Below are 15529 nucleotides of genomic sequence, written 5' to 3'. Positions count from 1 at the left end.
ATTCGCGTCGTGCCGCCCGGTTGCATTGCCCCCAAAGGACATGTGCGGGTGGGCCGTGAAGCGCGCGCAATTGGCGAAGGAGAAAGCGGCATGGCAGAGTTCACAAAGCCCGAGATCTCCGAGATGAGACCGAAGATCACCGTCATCGGCGTCGGCGGCGGCGGCGGCAACGCCATCAACAACATGATCGCGGAGCAGCTTCAGGGGACCGAGTTCATTGCCGCCAACACCGATGCGCAGGCGTTGACCATGTCGAAGGCGACGCGGCTAATCCAGCTTGGCGCTCACGTCACCGAGGGGCTGGGCGCCGGATCGCTCCCCGAGATCGGCCGTGCCGCGGCCGAGGAATCGCTCGACGAGATCATGGATCATCTGGCCGGCACGCATATGTGTTTCGTCACCGCCGGAATGGGCGGCGGCACCGGAACCGGCGCTGCGCCGATCATTGCGCAAGCGGCGCGCAAGGCCGGCATCCTGACCGTGGGCGTCGTCACCAAGCCCTTCACCTTCGAGGGCAGGCGCCGCATGCAGATGGCCGAAGAGGGCATCGAGCGGCTGCGCGAAGCCGCCGACACGGTGATCGTGATCCCCAACCAGAACCTGTTCCGGATCGCCGATGCCAAGACCACCTTCGCCGACGCCTTCGTCATTGCCGACCGGGTGCTCTATTCCGGCGTCAGCTGCATCACCGATCTCATCGTCAAGGAAGGCCTGATCAATCTCGACTTCGCCGACGTCAAATCGGTGATGCGCGGCATGGGCCGCGCCATGATGGGAACCGGCGAGGCGTCCGGCGAAAGCCGTGCCATGAAGGCGGCGGAAGCCGCGATCGCCAATCCGCTCCTCGACGAGGTGTCGATGAAGGGCGCGAAGGGCGTCCTGGTCTCGATATCGGGCGGCAGGGACATGACCCTGTTCGAGGTCGACGAGGCCGCCACCCGCATCCGCGAGGAGGTCTATGAGGACGCCGATATCATCGTCGGCGCCATCTTCGACAAGAGCATGGAAGGCCGCTTCCGGGTTTCGGTGGTGGCGACCGGTCTCGACCGCGCACTCGGTGTGGGCGATGCCGATGCCGGCATCGCGCATGACCATTCCATGCCGCCCGCCGCGCGGATCTTGCAGTAAGGCTCTGTTCAATTTCGATGGACCGGACGGCGGCTGCCCGCGGAGTAGAGCGGGCGCCAGTTTGCGTGCAGGGCGTGGCTTCCCCGGCGCGTAGGCGCGTCGGCCAGCAACGCTCGGCCGCTCAGGAAGCCTTCTCGCCGATCAGTTCGAACCGCTCGACCTCGCATTGCCGGGCGACCAGCGCCAGGATTTCCGTCGACGGTTCGATCGCATCGGGCTGTTTCCACTCGATATTGAACGAGTACACGAAGCAGTCCCGGCCGGGATCGTGCTCCATCATGGCGAGGCGCGCGCCGTAGCCAAGCGGTCGCACCATCTCCTGAAGGTCGGGCGGGGATCCATGCGCCCAGGAGACCGACAGGATCGCACGGTGGTCGCGCGCAATCCTGAGGTCGACCCATTTCAGCGCCTGAAGCGTAAAAAGGGTCAGCAGGGTCGCAACTCCCGCAAGGCCGAACTGGCCGCCGCCAAACGCCAGTCCGATCATTGTCATGATCCACATCGTGGCGGCGGTGGTGACGCCGGTCACAAGATCGCCGCGGCGAAGGATGGCGCCGCCGCCGATGAAGCCGACGCCCGTCAGGACGCCGAGCGGAAACCGCAGCACATCCATGCGGGCGAAGAAGTCCGCTCCCTTGCCCGTCGTGTCGAGCAGCAGGTTGGCCTGGATCATGGCGATCGCGGCCGCAAGGCCGACACGGATGGTCGTCCGAAGCCCGGCGGTGTGGCCGCGCGCTTCCCTGTTCAGGCCGATCAGGAAACCGGCGAGCATGGTGAGCAGCAGGCGTGCGGCGAGATCGGGCCAGGTCGGGTGAAGCGGCATATTGCAGCAAAACGGCTCGAACATCGTTGGTTCCTTGTGGGCGGGATGCTTCCCGCCCTCAGTCAACACCTCGCGCAGCGGTCACCGGATGGCGAACGTCAGCACCAATGCCAACACGACGATACCGACCAGGCCGGCGATGAAGATGATGCGCTGCGTGCGCGTGCGCAGGATGATTTCGCCTTGCCGTGCATTTTTTCCGGAAAAAACCGGTCCTTCCCTGTCACGATCCTTGCTCATGACATGCTCCTTCCTGGCCCCGCGCCTTCTGGCCCGTGCCTTCCTGGCATGCCGCGACACCGGGATGTCGATCTAAACCTTTTCTCGCTCCCGAAGTTCCGGCGGGACGCCCGGGCAGCTCCGCAAAACCACGCCGCCACGCGATTTGAACGGCGACGCTTGACTCTGGCGAAGCCTTGTGAAAAATTTTGCAGCAACTGATAAAAATATCATAGGGTGGAAATGGTAGGGTTCGGCAACGGTCTCCTGCGCGACGATGAAAGCAGCATGGCGGCGCGCGCCGCGTGGCTTCATTACGCCGGCGGCATGACCCAGTCCGAGGTTGCCAAGCGACTGGGGCTGACCAGCCTCAAGGCTCACCGCCTCATCACCAAGGCCAACCAGGAAGGGCTGGTGAAGGTCTATATCGACGGCGAAGTTTCGGAATGCGTCGAGCTCGAGGACGAACTGTCCCGCCGCTACGGCCTCGACTACTGCGAAGTCGTTCCTGATTTTGACGCCGAGGATCTGCCGCTCAAGGCGCTCGGCATCGCCGGCGCGCAGTTCCTCAAGCGCGAGATCGAACGCGGCGAGCAGGCGCTGATCGGTGTCGGCCATGGCCGCACGTTGGCCGCCTGCGTCGAATATCTGCCGCGCACCTCGACCGACCGGATCCGTTTTGTTTCGTTGCTTGGCGGCCTGACGCGGAAATTCTCGGCCAATCCGCATGATGTCATCCACCGCCTCGCCGAGCGCACCGGCGCCGAAGCCTATGTGATGCCGGTGCCGATGTTCGCCAACACGGCCGAAGACCGGACTGTCCTGCTCGGCCAGAAGGGCATCAACGAGGTCTTCGACCTCGCCAGATCCGCCGACCTGTTGTTCGCCGGCATAGGCACCGCCGAACGCGAGGCGTCCCTGGTCGCCACCGGCATGATCGAGAAAGGCGAGATGGAGGAGATCCGCCGCAATGGCGGCGTCGGCGAATTGCTTGGCCATTTCTTCGACGGCGCCGGCAATGCGGTGGCGACGACCGTTTCCAACCGGGCGCTGGCTTTGGCGCGTGAGGACATTGCCAGCCGCCGGATCGTCGCCGTCGCCGGCGGCAAGATCAAGGTTCGTGCCATCAAGGCGGTGCTGGAAGGCCGCTATCTCAAGGGCCTGATAACCGACGAGCGGACGGCACGATCGCTCGTGGAAGAGACGCCGGTCGGGTAGCCGGCAACCGTTCAGTTGAAACTACCCTGTGGAGGAGAAGACGAAATGCATGAGAAAGAGAAAGACCTCATTGACGCCTTCCTGCGCGGACAAGTCGACCGTCGCGGACTGATCAAGGGCCTGGGTGCGATGGGCCTTGCCGCCGGCACCGCCGGCACGCTGCTCAATCTGGGGCAGACCCGAGCGCTCGCCGCCGACTTCGACTGGCAGGCGCACAAGGGCAAGACCATCAAGCTCCTGCTCAACAAGCATCCCTATGCCGATGCCATGATCGCCGATCTGGAGAACTTCAAGCAGCTGACCGGCATGAACGTCGTCTATGACGTGTTCCCCGAAGACGTCTATTTCGACAAGGTCACGGCGGCACTGTCGGCAAGCTCGCCCGAATACGACGCCTTCATGACCGGCGCCTACATGACCTGGACCTATGGTCCCGCCGGCTGGATCACCGATCTCAACGAATGGATCAAGGACCCGGCCAAGACCAACCCGAACTATGCCTGGGACGATTTCCTGCCCGGCGTCAGGAATTCCTGTGCCTGGAACGGCAAGCCGGGCGGCGCGCTGGGTTCGGAGGACGCCAAGCAGTGGTGCATTCCGTGGGGCTTCGAGCAGAACAACATCACCTATAACAAGGGAATGTTCGACAAGGCGGGCGTCAAGGTCCCCGGCAACATGGACGAGATGGTGGCCGCCGCGGCCAAGCTCACCAAGGATGTCGGCGGCGGCGTCTACGGCATCGGCGTGCGCGGCTCGCGCTCCTGGGCGACGATCCATCCGGGCTTCCTGTCGGCCTACGCCAACTTCGACCAGAAGGACTTGAATGTGTCGGCCGACGGCAAATTGTCGGCCGCCATGAACACCGCGCAATCCAAGGCTTTCCACAAGCAGTGGGTTCAGATGATCCAGGAGAGCGGCCCCAAGGACTGGTCGACCTACACCTGGTATCAGGTCGGAACCGATCTCGGCGCCGGCGCCTCGGCCATGATCTTCGACGCCGACATCCTCGGCTACTTCATGAATGGCGGCGACAACAAGATGGCCGGCAAGCTTGCCTTCGCCTCCTTCAAGGCCAACCCGGACGCCAAGGCGCCGACGCCGAACATCTGGATCTGGTCGCTGTCGATGTCCAATTTCTCGAAGGACAAGGACGCTACCTGGTACTTCATGCAATGGGCCTCGGGGCCGGAGCATGGGCTGTTCGGCGCCACCAAGATGGACTTCGTCAATCCGGTCCGCCAGTCGGTCTGGAAGGACGAGATGTTCCGCGAGAAGCTGAACAAGAGCTATCCGGGCTACGTCGAGATGTTCGACGCCTCGGCGCCGGGCGCCAGCATCAAGTTCACCGCACAGCCGCTGTTCTTCGACCTCACCACCGAATGGGCGGCAACGCTGCAGAAGATGGTGTCCAAGGAGGTGCCGGTCGACGAGGGCCTCGACAAGCTGGCCGAAAGCATCAACGGCCAGCTCAAGGAAGCCGGTCTCGGTTAAGTCGCAACGAGGACCGGCCTGCTTGACGGGCCGGCCCTCGTCACACTTTTTCTTGTTTGCGATGCGGTGCCTTGAGCATCGGACCCAAAAGTGGAATCCGGTTTTGGGAAAATCCGATGCTCGAGAAAAAGCGAGCATCGGACCCAAAAGTGGAATCCGGTTTTGGGAAAATCCGATGCTCGAGAAAAAGCGAGCATCGGACCCAAAAGTGGAATCCGGTTTTGGGAAAATCCGATGCTCGAGAAAAAGCGCCGCCATTTCGCCCGACCGGTCGCCTTGCTCCCTTAGGCGGCCGGCAAGGGCGAAGCGACAGTAACAACGGAGCAGCTCGATGACTGCGGTGGTATCGCAAAGGCCCAAGCCATCCGGCTTCAGGATCAGCAAGAGGGTGCTGCCCTATGTGCTCAGCCTGCCGGCCTTGCTGGTCTGCATCGGCATCCTGATCCCGTTCCTGACCTCGGTGGTCTATTCGTTCCAGCGTTACCGGCTGAGCCAGCCCTGGGCGCGCCAGTTCAACTGGGGCGACAACTACATCTCCTTCTTCACCGATCCGAAGTTCTGGAACACGCTCAAGATCTCGCTGCTCTATGCCGGCACCACCGTCGTGCTGGAACTGCTTCTGGGCCTCGCCATCGCCCTGCTGCTGCAGAAGCGCTCGACGCTGAACAATTTCATCTCGATCATGCTCTTGATGCCGCTGATGACGGCGCCCGCGCTTGCAGCACTCATGTGGAAGCTGATGACCAATCCCGGCTTCGGCGTGCTGAGCTATCTCGCCAGCCTGATCGGCCTGCAGGATTTCCGCTGGGCCTCCTCGCCGTCGACGGCGCTGTTCACGGTCGTGCTCGTCGACATCTGGGTCTACACGCCCTTCATCATGATCCTGCTGCTTGCCGGCCTGCGCAGCTTGCCGACGCAGCCTTTCGAGGCCGCCGCGCTTGATGGCGTGCCGCGGAGCTTCGTCTTCTTCCGCATCACGCTGCCGATGCTGACGCCCTATATCCTGACCGCGACATTGTTCCGGCTGCTCGATTCCATCCAGCAGTTCGACATCATCTATGCCATGACGCAGGGCGGACCAGGCGACACGCTGACCGTCTTCCAGGTCGAGGCCTATCTCAATTTCTTCCAGTCGACCAATGTCGGCCGTTCGGCGGCGCTGATGATCATCCTATGGGCGATCACCTATTTCCTCTCCAACATCTTCATCAAGAACTGGCTGCGGCTGCGCGAACGCGCCCGTGGACAGGCATAGGAGGCGGCGATGGAACACACCTCGCTTCTCGAACGCATTCTGCGCGGCGTGGCGCTGACGCTGGTGGTGATCTTCTTCATGTTCCCGATCGTCTGGATCTTCATGATGTCGTTCCAGACCAACGAGACCATCCTGCGCATTCCCCCGCAGCTGATCTTCGAGCCGACGCTCGCCAACTATACCGCCCTGATCACCGGCAAGCTGATGACCGCCGCAGGCACGCTCGACATCGCCTTCATGCGCAATTTGTGGAATTCGGTATTCCTGTCGGTGACATCCGTCGCGGTCTCGCTGCTGCTCGGCGTGCCGGCCGCCTACGCCTTCGCGCGGCACAAATTTCGTGGCTCGGAGGACATCGCCTTCACGCTGCTGTCGTTCAAGTTCGCGCCGGCGCTGCTGGTGCTCCTGCCGCTCACCCTCTATTTTCAGAAGCTGGGGCTCGCCAACACCTATATCGGACTGATCTGGGTCTACCAGCTGATCTGCCTGCCGCTGATCCTGTGGATCGTGCGCGGCTATTTTGAGGATATTCCGGCCGACATCGAATATGCCTACCGCATCGGTGGCCATTCCTGGTTCGCCACCTTCCGCAAGATCGCGCTGCCGCTCGCCGGTCCCGGCATCGCCGCCGCCGGCCTGCTTGCCTTCATCTTCGCCTGGAATAATTTCGTCTTCGCGCTGGTGCTGGCCTCGGCCGACAAGCAGCCGGTGACAGTCGGCGCGCTTGCCTTCATCACTTCCTCGGGCATCCAGTACGGCCAGATTTCGGCGGCCATCGTGCTCTCGATCACGCCGACCCTGGCGCTCGCGCTTTATGCGCAGCGCTATCTCGTCGAAGGCCTGTCGCTTGGCGCGGTGAAAGGATAGATATGGCCAGCCTCGAACTTAAAAATGTCGTCAAGCGCTACAAGAGCCAGACCGTCCTCGACAATCTGTCGCTGACGGTTGCCGACGGCGAAACCCTCGTCCTATTCGGACCCTCTGGCGCCGGCAAGACGGTGCTGCTGCGGCTAGTTGCCGGCGTCATCGACCCGGATGAAGGCAAGATATTCATCGGCGGCGACGACATGACCGATGTCGATGCGGAGTTCCGCGGCGTCGGCATGGCGTTCCAGAATTTCGCCCTGTTTCCGCATATGACCGCCTTCGACAACATCGCCACGCCGCTGGCCGCCAAGCGTTCGTCGCAAGGCGCGATCAAGGCCGGCGTCGAGAGCGTCGCCAAGCTGTTGAAGATCGCCCATGTGCTTTCCCATAAGCCGCGTGCGCTCTCCAACGGCCAGAAGCAGCGTACAGCGCTTGCCCGCGCTTTGGTCGGCTCGCCGCCGCTTCTGCTGCTTGACGATCCCTTGCGCAATGTCGACGCCAAGCTTCGCTTCGAGATGCGGCTCGAACTTCCGAGGCTGCTCGCCGATCGCGGTGCTACCGTCGTCTACGTCACCCAGGACTACAAGGAAGCCATGGCGCTCGGCGACCGCATCGCGGTGATGTCGCAAGGCGTCATCAGGCAGCTCGGCACGCCCGAGCAGATCTATCGCGAGCCGGCCAATATCGAGATTGCGCGGCTGTTCGGCGATCCCACCATCAACCTGCTCGACGTCAAGCCCGCGCGCGACGCCAAGGGCATCTATGTCGGCCTGTCCAACGTTCAGGTGCATCTGGCCGGCGCCTACGAAACCGCAGTCGGCCGTGACTGCGTGATCGGCCTGCGGCCCGAAGCGCTCGGCTTCGTCGAGGAAGGCGTGCCCGGCGCCATTCCGGTGACGGTCGAGGCCGAGACGCCGCTCAACGAAAAGATCGTCACGCTGGTGCGCACCGTGCGCGGCCGCGAGATCCTGGTCTCGCGGCCGGCCGGAACGCCGGGCCGCAGCGAAGGCAAGGCCCATATCGCCGTCGACGGCAAGAGCGCCTTGCTGTTCGATCAGGCCAGCGGCGACCGCATCGGCTCCAAGAACGTCCTCAATTTGCGCAGCGGAGAAGCGGCATGAGCCCGAGCGCACTCACCATTTCCGGTGTCGACAAGTTCTATGGTCCGATCGACCGGGGCGTTCATGCCGTCAAGAACCTGACGATGGAAATCGGCAAGGGCGAGATTGTCGCCCTGCTTGGCTCGTCGGGCTGCGGCAAGACCTCGACGCTGCGCATGATCGCCGGCTTCGAAGAGGTGTCGCGTGGCGCGATCTCGGTCGGCGGCCGGCAGGTGCACATTCTGCCGCCGGTCAGGCGCAACGTGGCGATGGCCTTCGAGGGTTATTCGCTTTATCCGCCGCTGACCGTGCGCGAGAACATGGCTTTCGCGCTCAAGGCGGCAAGGTTGCCGAAGAGCGAGGTCGACGCCAAGGTCGCCAGCATCGCCAAGCTGCTCGAGATCGAGGACATATTGGAGCGCTATCCGAGTTCCATCTCCGGCGGCCAGCAGCAGCGCGCCAGTCTCGGCCGGGCGCTGATCCGCGAGGCCGACCTGCATCTTCTGGACGAGCCGATGGGACAGCTCGAACCGCAGCTTCGCGCCGTGCTGCGCGGCCGCATCAAGCACTTCATCAAGGAGCGCGGCCTGACCGCGATCCTGGTCACCCACGACCAGACCGAGGCCAATGCGCTTGCCGACCGCATCGCCGTGATGGAGGGTGGCGTGCTGCAGCAGTTCGACACGCCGGACCAGATCAAGGAGCGTCCCGCGAACCTGTTCACCGGCACCTTCGTCGGCGAGCCGCCGATGAACGTCTTCGAGGCCTATGTCGGCGCCACTGCCGGCCGTATCAGCCTGCGGCTGCCGGACGGCCTGTCGCTCGACTACGACAAGGACGCCTTCAGCGCTCCGGTCCGCGATCAACTGCTGGGCCGCGAGCGGGTCGTCATAGGCATCAGGCCCTACGCCGTGCGGCGCTCGAAGGAGGGCGTTCCGGCCAGGGTCTCGGCCAACCAATGGCTCGGCGACCAGACCCATATAGCGGCCGACTTCGCCGGTGGCTCGCTGGTTCTGGTCGAACATGACCGCACGCGCCTCGATCTTGGCGCACCGATCAATGTCAGCATCGATCCTGGGAATCTGCACGTCTTCGATCAGGCGAGCGGCGAGGCCATTTCGCACGGCAGGGAGCTTGCGTGATGGGTGATGTCCTGATCGGCATCGATGCCGGCACGTCGATCATCAAATCCATCGCCTTCGACACGGCGGGCCGGCAGATCGCCGCCGCCGCGCTGCCGAACCACTATGAGACATTGCCGGGTGGCGGCGCCGAACAGGATTTGGCGCGAACATGGAGCGATGCCGCCACAACCCTGCGCCAGCTCGCCGACAAGGTGCCCGATCTCGCCAGCCGGACCGTGGCGATCGCGGTTACCGGGCAGGGCGACGGCACTTGGCTGATCGACGGCAAGGGCGAGCCGGTGGCGAAGGGCTGGCTCTGGCTCGACGCGCGCGCGGCGGCAATCGTCGAGGAAATCCGCGCGCGGCCGCAGGATCGGCTGCGCTTCGAAAAGACCGGCAGCGGGCTCGCCGCTTGCCAGCAGGGCTCGCAGTTCGTGTTCATGAAGCGCAACATGCCCGAAATGCTCGGCAAGGCGGCAACCGCGTTCCACTGCAAGGACTGGCTCTATTTCAAGCTCACCGGTGAGCGCGCCACCGACCCGTCCGAGGGAACCTTCACCTTCGGTGACTTCCACACCCGCGACTACAGCGACGAGGTGCTCGACGTGCTCGGCGTTACCGATCTCAGGCATCTGCTGCCGCCGATCGTCGACGGCACAAGGCACAGCACCGGCCTGTCGCAGGCGGCGGCGGACGCCACCGGGATGCTGGCCGGCACGCCTGTGGTGCTCGGCTATGTCGACGTCGTCTGCACCGCGCTCGGCGCCGGCCTGCTCGACCGCGAGCGCAAGCCCGGCTGCTCGATCATCGGCTCCACCGGCATGCACATGCGGCTGGCCGAGACCCCCGACGACGTGCAGCTCAACGAAGCGGCGACCGGCTACACGATGGCGATGCCAGCGCCCGGCGTGTTTGCGCAGATGCAGTCGAACATGGCGGCGACGCTCAACATCGACTGGGTCCTCGGGCTTGCCTCGGGCATCCTCGCCTCGCAAGGCATCACTCGCAGCAATGGCGAGATGATCGCGCTGGTCGATGCCTGGATCGCCGCCTCGCAGCCCGCCTCGCTGCTCTATCAGCCCTATGTGTCGGAAGCCGGCGAGCGCGGACCGTTCGTCGATGCCAATGCGCGGGCAGGCTTTGTCGGCATTTCCTCGCGGCACGGCTATGCCGACCTCGTGCGCGCCGTCTTCGAGGGCTTGGCGTTCGCCGCGCGCGACTGCTACGCCGCCATGGGGCCGCTGCCGCGCGAAGTCCGCCTCACCGGCGGCGCCGCCAGAAGCCCGGCGTTGCGCAAGATCCTTGGCGCCGCGCTGGGTGCCGACATCCGGACCAGCGCGCGCGAGGAGGCGGGTGCGGCGGGCGCAGCGATGATCGCCGCTGTCGGCGTCGGCCTCTACCCGTCGATGGACGCGTGCGTCGGCGAATGGGTGACGCCGCTGCTCGGCGATGCCGAGCCGAGCGACCGCAGCCTCGCAGCGATCTACGACAAGATGACCCCATCCTACATGTTGGCGCACCAGGCGTTGCGGCCGGTCTGGCGCGCGATGGCTTCAGTGCAGGCAAATTGAGAAGTCGAGTATGCCCAGGAAAATAGCGATCATTGGCGACAACTTCATGCTTCCGGAGGTGTTTCGCGCCAAAATCGAGAAGGTCGCGAGCGGCGACCTCGATATCCGCACATTGCAGACGGCCTGGCCCGACGAGCCGATGGAGTTCGGCAATCCGGCGCTCGGCCTCGACAAGGTCAAGGAATATTTCGGCCACCCCGACAAGGTCGTCGAGTTCATCGGCGATGCCGAGATCCTCGTCACCCAGCTCGCGCCCCTGTCGGAGGACATGATGCGGCGCCTGCCGGCGCTCAAGCTGGTTGCGGTCTCGCGCGGCGGCCCGATCAACATCGACATGGCCGCGGCGAGGGATCACGGCATCACCGTGGTCAACGTGCCCGGCCGCAACGCCACTGCCGTCGCCGAGTTCACCATCGGCGCCATCCTGGCCGAGACGCGGCTGATCCGGGTCGGCCATGAGGCCTTGCGCAAGGGAGAATGGCGCGGCGATCTCTACCGCGCCGACCGCACCGGCCGAGAACTCGGCGAAATGACCGTCGGCGTCGTCGGCTATGGCAATATCGGCACCAAGGTGGTCCGGCTGCTGCGTGCCTTCGGCTGCCACGTCCTGGTCAGCGATCCCTATGTGCAGTTGAGCGCGGAGGATCACAATGCCGGCGTCGAATTGGTTGGGCTCGACGATCTCCTGTCCCGCTCCGATGTGGTCACGCTGCATTCCAGGGTGACCGAGGAGACGCGCGGCCTGATTGGCAAGGACACCATCGCGCGGATGAAGCCCGGCGTGATCTTCGTCAACACCGCGCGCGGGCCGCTGGTCGACTATGATGCGCTCAACGAGGCGCTGGTTTCGGGGCAGATCGCCAGCGCCATGCTGGAGACGTTCGCGGTCGAACCGGTGCCGTCGGATTGGCCTTTGCTGCAGCTCCCCAACGTGACGCTGACGCCGCATATCGCCGGCGCCTCGGTGCGCACCGTGACCTATGCCGCCGAGCAGGCCGCCGAAGAGGTGCGCCGCTACATCGCCGGCCTTCCGCCCGTCAATCCGTGCTGAGGGTGGCGGCCATGGCATACCAATCCGGCATCGAGGCCAAGGTGGGATGAGCGGCGGCACCGAAATCGTCGACCTCTTCGTCGTCGGCGGCGGCGTCAACGGCGCTGGCATCGCGCGCGATGCGGCGGGCCGCGGCCTTTCGGTCATCCTGTGCGAAAAGGACGATCTTGCCGAAGGCACCAGCTCACGCTCGGGCAAGCTTGTACATGGCGGCCTGCGTTACCTCGAATACTATGAATTCCGCCTGGTGCGGGAGGCGCTGATCGAGCGCGAGGTCCTGCTGGAATCGGCGCCGCACATTATCTGGCCGATGCGCTTCGTGCTGCCGCACAGCCCCGATGACCGGCCGGCATGGCTGGTGCGGCTCGGCCTGTTCCTCTACGACCATCTCGGCGGCCGCAAGCGGCTGCCGCCGACCCGCACGCTCGACCTGCGGACGGCGCCCGAAGGCGCGCCGATCAAGGACGCGTTCAAGCGCGGTTTCGAATATTCCGACTGTTGGGTCGACGATGCCCGCCTTGTCGTCATCAACGCGCTCGACGCCGCCGAGCGCGGCGCCAAGGTTTTCACTCGCACCGCCTGCACCGCCGCCCGCCGCGAGAACGGCTTGTGGGTCGTCGAGATGCGGGACGGCGGGACGGGCGCCAGGACGACGGTTCGGGCACGCGCCCTGATCAACGCCGCCGGCCCCTGGGTCAACGACATCGTCAACCGCGTGGCCGGCCAGAACTCCAAGCGCAATGTGCGCCTGGTCAAGGGCAGCCACATCGTCGTGCCCAAATTCTGGGAGGGACGGCACGCCTATCTCGTCCAGAACAGCGACAAGCGCGTGATCTTCATCAATCCCTATCAGAACGATCTCGCCTTGATCGGCACCACCGACATTCCCTACGAGGGACGGCCCGAGGACGTGACGGCGGATGAGAGCGAGATCGATTACCTGATCAGGGTGATCAACCGCTATTTCAAGCGCGGCCTTGCGCGCAGCGATGTCGTCTATTCGTTCTCCGGCGTCAGGCCGCTCTATGACGACAATGCCGACAACCCGAGCGCGGTCACCCGCGACTATATTTTCGAACTCGATGCGCCCGACGCGCAGGCGCCGCTGCTTTCGGTCTTCGGTGGCAAGATCACCACCTTCCGCAAGCTTGCCGAGCACGCGCTGGACAGGATCGCCCCGTTCTTTCCCCGGATGGGCAAGCCCTGGACGGCGAAAGAACATTTGCCCGGCGGCGACATCGCCAACGCCGACTTCGAACAGTTCCTCGGCGACCTTGGCCGTGAGTATCCGTGGATGCCGGCATCGCTGATCAAGCACTATGGGCGGCTCTACGGCACCAGGACCCGCCTTCTGGTCGGTGCCACGGGGTCGCTCGCCGGATTGGGGCGATGTTTCGGCAAGGATTTCTTCGAGCGCGAGGCCAATTATCTCTTCGAACAGGAGTGGGCGGCGACTTCAGCCGACATCCTGGAACGGCGCACCAAGCATGGGCTGCATCTGTCTGCCGAGGAAAGGGCGGCCTTCGAGCATTGGTGTGCGAACCGGCTGGCGAGGGCAGGCTGATGTCCGTCATCGCCAATGTCACGCGACAGCGCTGAGAGGATCGCGGCTGTGGCCTTCACGCTCTCTCTCAACACCAATCCGCTGGTCAACCGCTTCGCCGAACCGGACGACCTGATCGACACGATAGCCTATGACATCGGCATCAGGGACATTCAGCTCACGCATGAATTCGTCAATCCGGGCTGGCCGGCGGCGACGATTGTCAAATTCGTCCGGCTGTTTCGCAACGCGCTCTCCCGCACCGGCGTGCGCGTCACCTCGGGCATGACCGGCCCTTACGGCCGGCTCAACCATTTCGGCCATCCCGACGCGGATGTGCGCCGCTACTATGTCGACTGGTTCAAGACCTTCGCCGACATTTCCGCCGATCTTGGCGCCAGCGGCATGGGCACGCAATTCGCCATCTTCACCCATCGCGACTTCGACGACCCGGAGCGCCGCGCGCGGCTGTTCGACATAGCACTGGAGTGCTGGCGCGAGGTCGCCGAACACGCCCGCGCCGCCGGGCTGAGCTATTTGTTCTGGGAGCCGATGTCGGTCGGCCGCGAATTCGGCCACACCATCGAGAACTGCCGGCAGTTGCAAAGCGCGATCGACGCCGCCGGCATGGCCATTCCGCTGGAGATGATGGTCGATATCGACCATGGCGACGTCACCTCCAGCAATCCGGCCGACATCGATCCCTATGCCTGGGCCGAAGCCTTTCCCAGGAAGTCACCGATCATCCACATCAAGCAGTCGTCGATGAACAAGGGCGGTCACTGGCCATTCACGGCGGCTTACAACAAGGACGGTCGCATCACGCCGGAAAAGCTGCTGGAGACGGTGCGGCGCGGCGGCGGCACGGACAATGAGATTTGCCTGGAACTGTCGTTCCGTGAACGCGAACCGGTCGATCATCAGGTTGTCGCCATGATCCGGGAATCGGTCGACTACTGGGCGCCCTTCATCGAGACAGGCAGGTCTGGCCTCGTGCCGAAGGCCGGATAGAAAACGGGCGGGAGCCGATAGGCGCCCGCCCGTTGAACCGGATCGTCCCGGTCGGATAGTCGTCAGCCGAATTTCGGATCGAGGCTGCCCGACTTGTAGCGCTTGGCCATTTCCGAGACCGGCAGCGGCTTGATTTTCGGTGCGTTGCCGGCGGTGCCGAACTGCTCGAAGCGCTCCTTGCAAAGCTTGCGCATGGCAGCCATCGCCGGCGTCAAATATTTGCGCGGATCGAACTCGCTCGGGTTCTCGGTCAGCACCTTGCGGATGGCGCCTGTCAACGCCATGCGGTTGTCGGTGTCGATGTTGATCTTGCGCACGCCGTGCTTGATGCCGCGCTGGATCTCTTCCACCGGCACGCCCCAGGTCGGCTTCATCTGGCCGCCATACTTGTTGATGATCTCCTGCAGGTCCTCCGGCACCGAGGACGAGCCGTGCATGACCAGATGCATGTTCGGCAGGCGGCGGTGGATCTCCTCGATGACGTTCATCGCCAGCACCGCGCCATCGGGCTTGCGCGAGAATTTATAGGCCCCGTGGCTGGTGCCCATGGCCACAGCCAGAGCGTCAACATGGGTGTCCTTGACGAATTCCACTGCCTGTTCCGGATCGGTCAACAACTGGTCGTGGCTGATGGCGCCTTCGACGCCGTGGCCGTCTTCCTGCTCGCCGCCGCCGCTCTCGAGCGAGCCGAGCACGCCGATCTCGCCTTCGACGGAAACGCCGCCCCAATGGGCCATGTCGACGACGCGCTTGGTGATGCCGGAATTATAGGCGTAGTCGGCCGGCGACTTGCCGTCTTCCTTCAGCGAACCGTCCATCATCACCGAGGTGAAGCCGTACTGGATCGCGGTGACGCAGGTGGCTTCGTTGTTGCCATGGTCAAGATGCATGCAGACCGGGATGTCGGGATGGATTTCGACCAGCGCATCGATCAGCTTGGCCAGCACCACGTCATTGGCATAGGCGCGTGCACCGCGGCTTGCCTGAAGGATGACAGGCGATTTGGTCTCTTCCGCCGCCTCCATGATGGCGAGGCCCTGTTCCATGTTGTTCATGTTGAAGGCCGGCACGCCATAGCCATATTCGGCGGCGTGATCGAGCAATTGTCTCAGTGTGATGCGAGCCAAC

14 protein-coding genes are annotated in these 15529 nt (G+C 64.0%); 11 read left to right on the top strand and 3 right to left on the bottom strand.

Going from position 1 to position 15529, the window contains the following annotated elements; genetic code table 11:
- Nucleotides 1-90 precede the first annotated feature (90 nt).
- Nucleotides 91-1128 carry a cell division protein FtsZ gene (ftsZ, locus tag MESOP_RS28645; protein ID WP_013896842.1) on the top strand — a complete coding sequence of 346 codons (1038 nt, stop codon included), beginning with the start codon at nucleotides 91-93 and terminating at the stop codon, nucleotides 1126-1128.
- Nucleotides 1129-1249: 121 nt separating this feature from the next.
- Here ftsZ and MESOP_RS28640 read toward each other — a convergent pair whose 3' ends face one another.
- Both MESOP_RS28640 and MESOP_RS28635 read right to left on the bottom strand, forming a co-directional pair.
- Nucleotides 1250-1975, bottom strand: a complete 726-nt coding sequence (locus MESOP_RS28640) for an MgtC/SapB family protein (RefSeq protein ID WP_013896841.1) — start codon at nucleotides 1973-1975, stop codon at nucleotides 1250-1252.
- Between the two features lie 57 nt (nucleotides 1976-2032).
- Nucleotides 2033-2191, bottom strand: a complete 159-nt coding sequence (locus MESOP_RS28635) for a hypothetical protein (protein WP_013896840.1) — start codon at nucleotides 2189-2191, stop codon at nucleotides 2033-2035.
- Nucleotides 2192-2413: 222 nt separating this feature from the next.
- Here MESOP_RS28635 and MESOP_RS28630 point away from each other — a divergent pair, with 222 nt between their 5' ends.
- The 10 genes from MESOP_RS28630 (at nucleotide 2414) to MESOP_RS28585 (ending at nucleotide 14401) form a co-directional block, all read left to right on the top strand.
- Nucleotides 2414-3388, top strand: a complete 975-nt coding sequence (locus MESOP_RS28630) for a sugar-binding transcriptional regulator (protein WP_013896839.1) — start codon at nucleotides 2414-2416, stop codon at nucleotides 3386-3388.
- A 45-nt stretch (nucleotides 3389-3433) separates the two neighbouring features.
- A complete protein-coding gene (locus MESOP_RS28625) occupies nucleotides 3434-4879 on the top strand; it encodes an ABC transporter substrate-binding protein (protein WP_013896838.1) in 1446 nt (481 codons plus the stop codon).
- A 331-nt stretch (nucleotides 4880-5210) separates the two neighbouring features.
- Nucleotides 5211-6134, top strand: coding sequence for a carbohydrate ABC transporter permease (locus MESOP_RS28620; RefSeq protein WP_013896837.1), 924 nt, complete (start codon nucleotides 5211-5213; stop codon nucleotides 6132-6134).
- Between the two features lie 9 nt (nucleotides 6135-6143).
- Nucleotides 6144-7001: a carbohydrate ABC transporter permease gene (locus MESOP_RS28615; protein ID WP_013896836.1), complete on the top strand. Its 858-nt coding sequence runs from the start codon at nucleotides 6144-6146 to the stop codon at nucleotides 6999-7001.
- 2 nt (nucleotides 7002-7003) lie between these two features.
- Nucleotides 7004-8122: an ABC transporter ATP-binding protein gene (locus tag MESOP_RS28610; RefSeq protein WP_013896835.1), complete on the top strand. Its 1119-nt coding sequence runs from the start codon at nucleotides 7004-7006 to the stop codon at nucleotides 8120-8122.
- A complete protein-coding gene (locus MESOP_RS28605) occupies nucleotides 8119-9243 on the top strand; it encodes an ABC transporter ATP-binding protein (RefSeq protein ID WP_013896834.1) in 1125 nt (374 codons plus the stop codon). Before MESOP_RS28610 ends, MESOP_RS28605 begins: the two co-directional genes overlap by 4 nt.
- Nucleotides 9243-10796, top strand: coding sequence for an FGGY-family carbohydrate kinase (locus MESOP_RS28600; RefSeq protein ID WP_013896833.1), 1554 nt, complete (start codon nucleotides 9243-9245; stop codon nucleotides 10794-10796). Before MESOP_RS28605 ends, MESOP_RS28600 begins: the two co-directional genes overlap by 1 nt.
- Nucleotides 10797-10806: 10 nt before the next feature.
- Nucleotides 10807-11847, top strand: coding sequence for a 2-hydroxyacid dehydrogenase (locus tag MESOP_RS28595; RefSeq protein WP_013896832.1), 1041 nt, complete (start codon nucleotides 10807-10809; stop codon nucleotides 11845-11847).
- Between the two features lie 46 nt (nucleotides 11848-11893).
- Complete coding sequence (locus MESOP_RS28590) at nucleotides 11894-13411, top strand: glycerol-3-phosphate dehydrogenase (protein WP_013896831.1); 1518 nt, start codon at nucleotides 11894-11896, stop codon at nucleotides 13409-13411.
- 48 nt (nucleotides 13412-13459) lie between these two features.
- The gene (locus tag MESOP_RS28585; RefSeq protein WP_013896830.1) at nucleotides 13460-14401 is read left to right on the top strand and encodes a sugar phosphate isomerase/epimerase family protein; all 942 of its coding nucleotides are present in this window, start codon (nucleotides 13460-13462) and stop codon (nucleotides 14399-14401) included.
- Between the two features lie 62 nt (nucleotides 14402-14463).
- On the opposite strand, the gene fba is transcribed toward MESOP_RS28585, so the two are convergent.
- Complete coding sequence (gene fba / locus MESOP_RS28580; RefSeq protein ID WP_010914722.1) at nucleotides 14464-15528, bottom strand: class II fructose-bisphosphate aldolase; 1065 nt, start codon at nucleotides 15526-15528, stop codon at nucleotides 14464-14466.
- Nucleotide 15529 lies beyond the last annotated feature (1 nt).

Source organism: Mesorhizobium opportunistum WSM2075, assembly GCF_000176035.2.
GTDB lineage: Bacteria > Pseudomonadota > Alphaproteobacteria > Rhizobiales > Rhizobiaceae > Mesorhizobium > Mesorhizobium opportunistum.
The sequence above is the reverse complement of the archived record's forward strand: the minus strand, read 5'-3'. Positions and strand labels throughout refer to the sequence as shown.

Excerpts from the sequence above, each read along its gene's own strand:
- ftsZ (WP_013896842.1), top strand. The coding sequence starts at position 91 with ATGGCAGAGTTCACAAAGCCCGAGATCTCCGAGATGAGACCGAAGATC.
- MESOP_RS28640 (WP_013896841.1), bottom strand. The coding sequence starts at position 1,975 with ATGTTCGAGCCGTTTTGCTGCAATATGCCGCTTCACCCGACCTGGCCC.
- MESOP_RS28635 (WP_013896840.1), bottom strand. The coding sequence starts at position 2,191 with ATGAGCAAGGATCGTGACAGGGAAGGACCGGTTTTTTCCGGAAAAAAT.
- MESOP_RS28630 (WP_013896839.1), top strand. The coding sequence starts at position 2,414 with ATGGTAGGGTTCGGCAACGGTCTCCTGCGCGACGATGAAAGCAGCATG.
- MESOP_RS28625 (WP_013896838.1), top strand. The coding sequence starts at position 3,434 with ATGCATGAGAAAGAGAAAGACCTCATTGACGCCTTCCTGCGCGGACAA.
- MESOP_RS28620 (WP_013896837.1), top strand. The coding sequence starts at position 5,211 with ATGACTGCGGTGGTATCGCAAAGGCCCAAGCCATCCGGCTTCAGGATC.
- MESOP_RS28615 (WP_013896836.1), top strand. The coding sequence starts at position 6,144 with ATGGAACACACCTCGCTTCTCGAACGCATTCTGCGCGGCGTGGCGCTG.
- MESOP_RS28610 (WP_013896835.1), top strand. The coding sequence starts at position 7,004 with ATGGCCAGCCTCGAACTTAAAAATGTCGTCAAGCGCTACAAGAGCCAG.
- MESOP_RS28605 (WP_013896834.1), top strand. The coding sequence starts at position 8,119 with ATGAGCCCGAGCGCACTCACCATTTCCGGTGTCGACAAGTTCTATGGT.
- MESOP_RS28600 (WP_013896833.1), top strand. The coding sequence starts at position 9,243 with ATGGGTGATGTCCTGATCGGCATCGATGCCGGCACGTCGATCATCAAA.
- MESOP_RS28595 (WP_013896832.1), top strand. The coding sequence starts at position 10,807 with ATGCCCAGGAAAATAGCGATCATTGGCGACAACTTCATGCTTCCGGAG.
- MESOP_RS28590 (WP_013896831.1), top strand. The coding sequence starts at position 11,894 with ATGAGCGGCGGCACCGAAATCGTCGACCTCTTCGTCGTCGGCGGCGGC.